The 6,432-nt window shown below is 66.8% G+C and carries 6 protein-coding genes; 5 read left to right on the forward strand and 1 reads right to left on the reverse strand.

All coding sequences use genetic code 11. From position 1 onward, the window contains the following. Positions 1 to 170: 170 nt before the first annotated feature. The 5 genes from KF889_28240 (at position 171) to KF889_28260 (ending at position 5,743) form a co-directional block, all read left to right on the forward strand. Complete coding sequence (locus KF889_28240; GenBank protein MBX3503352.1) at positions 171 to 752, forward strand: hypothetical protein; 582 nt, start codon at positions 171 to 173, stop codon at positions 750 to 752. 15 nt (positions 753 to 767) lie between these two features. Next, positions 768 to 3,023: a hypothetical protein gene (locus KF889_28245; protein ID MBX3503353.1), complete on the forward strand. Its 2,256-nt coding sequence runs from the start codon at positions 768 to 770 to the stop codon at positions 3,021 to 3,023. Positions 3,024 to 4,376: 1,353 nt separating this feature from the next. Next, the gene (locus KF889_28250) at positions 4,377 to 4,523 is read left to right on the forward strand and encodes a hypothetical protein (protein MBX3503354.1); all 147 of its coding nucleotides are present in this window, start codon (positions 4,377 to 4,379) and stop codon (positions 4,521 to 4,523) included. Positions 4,524 to 4,537: 14 nt separating this feature from the next. Continuing rightward, on the forward strand, positions 4,538 to 4,837 hold the full coding sequence (locus KF889_28255; protein ID MBX3503355.1) for a hypothetical protein: 300 nt from the start codon (positions 4,538 to 4,540) through the stop codon (positions 4,835 to 4,837). A gap of 312 nt (positions 4,838 to 5,149) precedes the next feature. Further along, positions 5,150 to 5,743: a hypothetical protein gene (locus KF889_28260; protein ID MBX3503356.1), complete on the forward strand. Its 594-nt coding sequence runs from the start codon at positions 5,150 to 5,152 to the stop codon at positions 5,741 to 5,743. 9 nt (positions 5,744 to 5,752) lie between these two features. Here KF889_28260 and KF889_28265 read toward each other — a convergent pair whose 3' ends face one another. Further along, a complete protein-coding gene (locus KF889_28265) occupies positions 5,753 to 6,070 on the reverse strand; it encodes a hypothetical protein (protein ID MBX3503357.1) in 318 nt (105 codons plus the stop codon). Positions 6,071 to 6,432 lie beyond the last annotated feature (362 nt).

The following is a 6,432-nucleotide window of genomic DNA, read 5'->3' on the forward strand; positions in this document are numbered from 1 at the left end:
ACCTCAAGCATGTCTATAACAGCAGGCAGTAGGACCGTTTGAAAAGCCCTGAAAGAAAAAGGATTGGCCCTGCAATGAGAAGAAGCGACATGAAAGCGATAGCTTCGCAAATGACAGAGCTCGCCGCCGACACTGCCCCTGTCAGAGTTGTGGTGGGATGGGAGCCTGGAGTGCGCAGCTTCTACGCGCATGTACCCGAGGGCCTTTCCGAAGACACTACGATATCGCTGTGTCGCCGCTGGGCTCACCTTATTCGGAAGTCCGAACCGGACAGACCCGACGAATGGTCGAGCCTTATCACGGTTGTCAGGCCGCAAGGCACACGGGTTGGTACATTTGAATTTGGTTGGGCCGGCCACGAGGACACCTGGGAGGCAAAGTCCGACCCGCAAATGCCGGACACGGACGTTTGGGAAGCTCTCCGCCTACGGCTCGATGCGTACCTTGCCACACATGGCAAGAGCGACAGACAGGCAAATGGTGACTACTTTCTCTTCGACGAGGAGAGCGGGTACGCGGACCACAACCTCACGGTTTATCGGCTCGAGTTCCTTACGCATGAGTTGGTGAGCGGGATACAGGACATTCTCAGAGACGGACATGCGGGCTGGATCGTGCATGTCACCTTGGACCTTCTGCCTCCCGTCGCATGGACTTCGTCCGACGGGCTGGAAATACACGCTGACCGCATTGTCGAAAAATGGGATCGAGCTCTCATAGCTAGCGTGTTGGGTGATCGGCTGAAGATCTAGGCCTGCCACTCCGGCGTGCTGTCCGAGCACCTCGCCGGCGACAACGAAGCCGTCGTCAAGGGCGCCGACGCCCGCCTGGGCGAGACCGAGCAGGCACTGCTGTTCGATCCGACCAGCGGCTACCTCAACCTGCAGGGCCAGGACGCGCTGACACAGGCGCCGGCGGTCATCGACGCCTACCGCGAGGCGCAGGCGCGCGAGATGACGACCATGGTCGACGACGACCAGCGCCAGATGCTGCAGGACCTCAACGAGCGACGGCTGGCGAGCTTCAGCACCCAGGTCGAGCGCCACAGCGCCGCCGAGCGCATCCGCTGGTACGGCGAGGCGGGCGAACGGCGCATTACGCAGATGCAGGCCGACGCCCGTCTGCACTGGAGTGACGACGCAATGCTGCGCCGCGCCTTGGGCACGACGCGCGCGGAGGTCAACGAACAGGCCGAACGTCACCATTGGGACTCCGCGCTGACCGAGGCGACGCTGCGCCGGCAGACCAGCCGCACGCTGGTGGCGGCGATCGAGATGGCGGTCGAGCGCGACCTCGAGCGTGTGCGCTCCCTGCACACGCGCTACGAACAGCATATCGAGGCATCAGACCGGGTCAGGCTCGACGCATTGCTTGCCGAAGCGCAAACGCGCGAGCACGCCCGGCAGGCGAGCGCCGAGATCCTGAACGCCACGCCGCCGGACGCCGAGCCGTCGACAGCCCAATGGCGCCTGCGGCAGGCCGACGCGATCGCCGATCCGGCGGTACGCACCGCCACCATCCGCACCCTGCACAGTGTCGCCGTGGCCGACGAGGCCCGCGCCCAGACCCTGGCCGAGCAGGTGCTGGCGCGCGTGCTGAAGGACGGGCTGACCGACCCCGCGCAGATCCCGATCCGCGAGTGGGTGGCGCTGGATGCCGACCACCGCCAGGCGATCGAGACCCGCCTCGACCTCAACGCCGCCGGCACCGAGCCGGCGCCGAACCCCGCGCTGATCGACGAACTGGCGACCGAGATGACCGAGGCGCCGACCACCTTTGCGCGCCGCGACCTCGTGCCCGCCGTCGCGCAGCTGCCGTTGCCGCAATGGCAACGCTTCCGCGACTGGCAGGCCGGCCTGCGCCGCAACGACCCCGCGGTCGAGGATCAGCTCCACGCCATCAAGCGCGGCCTGCAGCTCGCCAACAAGATGCTGCCAGCCAAGCCGCCCGACGCCGCCAATCACCGCGCCGGCCTCGTCGACGAGATCGACACCTGGCGCCGCATCAACGGCAGGAGCCCGGATGATGACGTCATCGCCGCGATGGTGGAGCGCCAGATCCCGGGCGTGCGGGCGCAGAATGTGGTCTTTCCGTTCGATCCGGGAACCCGCTCCGGACTTCGCCCCGGGGTTCATCGGATCCAGGATGCCACGACCTACGGGCCGAACCCGGCAACAGGGCGTGCCCTCGAGGCGGCGGCGCGTGCCGCCGAGGTGCTGCTCCGGATGGAAGCGGCCAGGAGCCTGGATGAGGCCCTGCGCTCGCTGCCCGGGCGGACCGACCTCGATCCAGAGACCGTCGTCCGGGCGCTGGGGATGAGCCGGGTCACGACGTATCCGGGCCGCATCAACCCCAACGGCCAGGCCGTCTACTACGACCCGCAGACAAACCGCTACGTCGTGCGCAATACGCGCGGGGGAACCGGCTATTGGGTCGAGTTCGACGCGCAGGGCCGGGTCGTCGGCACCGCCAACGAAGGGCTGATCCCCGTCGAGCGCCACGCGCAGCCTCCCGCCGACGAGCTGGAGAAGATCTGGCAGAACCCGCCACTCGTGCCGCCCCAAATGCTGCCGCCCATCCTCCCTGGACGGCCGATCGACCAGAACCAAGGGAAACCGGAAATCATCCCCGCGCCGCCACCGGTCATACCGCCGGGGCCGATCACCGAGACCTTGCCACAGATCGACGCGAAACCGGAGATCATGACCTCGGACAACGAGGCGGCCAAACCATCAACGACGCGCAATCTTCCTCGTTGTGAGGAGTGCACCAGAGCCGCTCACGAATGTCTGTCTGCGCCCAACATGACCCCAGAATTGAGGCGCGAGTGCCACAGGATCGAAGACGAGTGCAACGCGACAGTCGCCGGCGTTCGAGAAAAGCAGGGCAATGCCCCGAACGTCAGCGGCGGTGTGAAATTCCCGGATGGCACCAAAGTCATAGTTGGGCCAAAGGGGACCAGGATAAAAGTCATTGCGCCCAATGGAAAAGAACTCAGGCCCCCGGACAGGCCTACAGAGTAGAACCCATTTCGCGCGTCGCAGAGGAACTCGGTTGACCAGCTCTGGAACAATCACAGAGTACAACTTCTGGTGATCAAAGATGACTGACACAGATGATCCCATCACAAGCCATCCCATGTACGATACGCCACCATTGGACCCGGGCGTGGAACCCCGCCTGCACGAACCCGCATTCGACGCGGAATGCGTAGCCTTCTGCCAGGAATTTCTCCGCGAAGGCCAGCGGCTATGTAGCGTGCATATCGTGACGCAAACAGAAAAGTGGGGTCTGGTCTGGCGAGCAGACTATGAAAGACCCGGCTCGGAATTCCCCGACCGTGTGAACAGGATCACCTGTTGGAAATCGCCGGAGGGTGCCTTCCGCATCGAGTTCGCGATACTTCAGCTCGCCGCCCCGCTCGGCGACGCCGGCGCTACGCCTGGTGGGACAAGTGCCGGGCGCTAGGGTGGGCGCCTGCCGATCCTTGCGCTCCGAATTGCCCGTGACTGTTGATCACCCGGCCCGCGGACACCGATAGCGCCGGGATGGTTCCACGCGCTGGCAGCTTCGCCCGTTTCCCCCTAGCGATGTCGAGATGCATGCTCGCTGCCAAGCCGTCCACTTCATGCACGACACGCCTAGGGTGGAAATAATGCCTCTCTCCGTAAGACGAAAGCCCCGTCGGCGACACTCGTAGGGGTTCAAATCGGCTTCCCGCGCGCCCCGTCATAGCCTGCTCGCGGGGGCACGGTGGTCTTGCGCGCCCGATCCACGGCGCCGCGCCGTGCCCCAGAAGCGGAACGCGCATGGCCGGCAGAATCTGGATCCCACCCTACAAGCTGCTTGGCGCGAGCACGCAGGGCGTGCCGGGCGGCGGCTACCTCGCCATCGACGCCATCGCCGCAAGCTCGGTCCATCGCAGATACTGCAATTCGGCCTGCAGGCCGCCGAGGGCGCCGCCGGCGTCGCCACCGTGCTGTCCGAGCACCTCGCCGGCGCGCAGCTACCGCTGCCACAATGGCAACGCTTCAGCGACCGGCAGGAGGGCCTGCGCCGCGACGATCCCGCGACCAGCTCTACGCCATCAGTGCCTGGCCCTTCTTAGGGGGGATGAGCTCGTAGGATTCGTGGCGAGAGACTTCGACAGACAACGGCATTGACGGTGCATAGGGAGGCCGCGGTAGTTGCTCGCTGGCTGACCGGTACCGGAGGACTTGGATCGGAAACCACGGCGATCGCTGACATCGAGGTACCGGCGGGGCTTCCCGGCGTTGCGCTGTGGGCCACGCGAGGTCAACGAGCAGGCCGAGCGCCATGGCTGGGACTCCGCGCTGACCGAGGCGACATAGAGCCGGCAGACCAGCCGCACGGTGGTGCCGGCGATCGAGGCGACGATCGAGCGCGACCCTGAGCGCGCCCGCTCCCTGCGCGCACGGTACGAACAGCATATCGAGGCATCCGACCGCGCCGGGCTCGACGTGTTGCTTGCCAAAGCGCAAACGCGCGCGCCCGCGCCCTGACCGAGCAGGTGCTGGTGCGCGTGCTGAAAGACCGGCTGACCGACCCCGCGCAGATCCCGATCCGTGACTGGGTGGCGCTCGACGCCGACCACCGCCAGGCGATCGAGACCCGCCTCGACCACAACGCGCGCGGCACCGAGCCGGCTCCGAACCCTGCTCTGGTCGATGAACTGGCGACCGAGAAGACCGAGGCGCCGCACGCCTTCGTGCGCCGCGACCTCGTGCCCGCCGTCGCGCAGCTGCCACTGCAGAGCGGTTCCCTCGTGCTTTCCCGTACGCGGACCCTGCCGTGGGATAAAGCGCGGAAGTCCTGAGCGTTGTATCGTCGCCGCAAGGTTGATGGGAGATGGGGAGAAAGCATGAAGATCGCGGTTGACGGTCAGCCGGGCTGCTGGCCTTGATCATCTGCGTGTCGGGATTGCGTTATTGCGTTGTGCGATTGACGCAGCCTCGGGAGGCGCGAGTCGGCTTTCCGGAAGCAATGCAGTAACGCAAGCCTGACACCGCTTGTAGGGAAGCAGCCTGGATCCCCCTCGCTGCGCTCCGGATGACAGGTGAGCTTGGTTTTGCGCGCGTCGCTCCAATCGCGGGGATGCGGGCCGATGCGCCATCGCCTAGATTGGGGCATGGCGCCCGCCCTTACCGAGCTCGAGCGCTCCTGGCCGATCAAGCTCGCCGTTCCGATTCCTGAAGGCGGCTTCGGCTGGCGCTTTCCCTATCTGCTGCACGCCGCGCGCGATCGCGGCAGCCGGCGGCATTGGCAGGACGCGGACGCCCTGGTCTTCGCCTTCTATGATCCGGCCGATCGCGCGCGTTTCGCCGACTGGATGGTCGAGAGCGAGGTGGACTGGCGCTGCCCGCCGGAGTGGCCGCAGATCGCGCCCGCCGAGCCGCTCCCCATCGAACCTGGCATCGTCCCCGCCTCGCCTGCCGCCGCACCGCGCATCGATGCGCTGGCGATGGAGGACTGGGTGCGCGGCGCGGTGCATCGCGGTCTGGCCCGGCGGGTGATCAAGGCCTATCTCGCGCGCTATCGCCACGACGGCCAGGCGGCCGCCCTGCACGGCGCGATGGACGCGCTCGGCGCCGAACGGCCCGATCTCGCGCCGGGCGAGCTCGCCGACCGCGCCGGCGCCATCGTCCAATGGACACGCCGCCGCCATCGCGCCTGGTTCCGCGCCAAGCTGGCGGCTATGAAGCGCGACGCCGCGATGCGATGATGTTCGCCGCTACAGCAGTCCCGGCGGCATGCGCGCGTGCGGCTTGCGCCGGCGTCGCGCGGAAGCGGCCGGTTGGATCGAGCCCCGCATGGCCGCGCGATGGCCGGCCTCGGTGACGCTGAGCGAGGATCCGACGAGCGACGCCCAGCCGCGCCGCGCCAGCGACGTCAGCGCGCGGGCAACCTCGCGCGCATCGCAGCCGCGCTGATGCATCCACAGCTCGAAATCGGCCCGCCGCAAGTTCCGGCTGCCGGCCGCGGCGATCACCTCCAGCGCGATCACCGTGCAGGGCGCGAGCGGGCGCCTGGGGATGGCTTGTGTGGGCATGCGAGCAATCCGCGATCGAACGCTCTCAACGCCGGCGGCCATCGCGGGTTGCCGCGCTGGCACTTCGTCCGATTCCACACTCGCCGCGCGGGAGAGCGTGCCGACAAAGGACGATCGCATATGGAGCTCAAATAGTTGGGGGCGCGCCACTGGAGTGGCGCGCCCCCGAACAGGCAGCTTCCTTCAAGTCGTTCGGGCCGCGTCGCTCCAGCGACGCACCATGAGCGCCGCTGGAGCGGCGCGGCCCGAAGACAGCCAACACGCCATATGCGAACGCCATTCCCTGAATGGGGGAAGGACGATCGCCAGACTCCGTGAGATCGCGACTGTCCCTAGAGCATCGAGCGGTCAATCGGACCCAT

The organism is Alphaproteobacteria bacterium (genome assembly GCA_019635875.1).
Classification (GTDB): domain Bacteria; phylum Pseudomonadota; class Alphaproteobacteria; order Reyranellales; family Reyranellaceae; genus JAFAZJ01.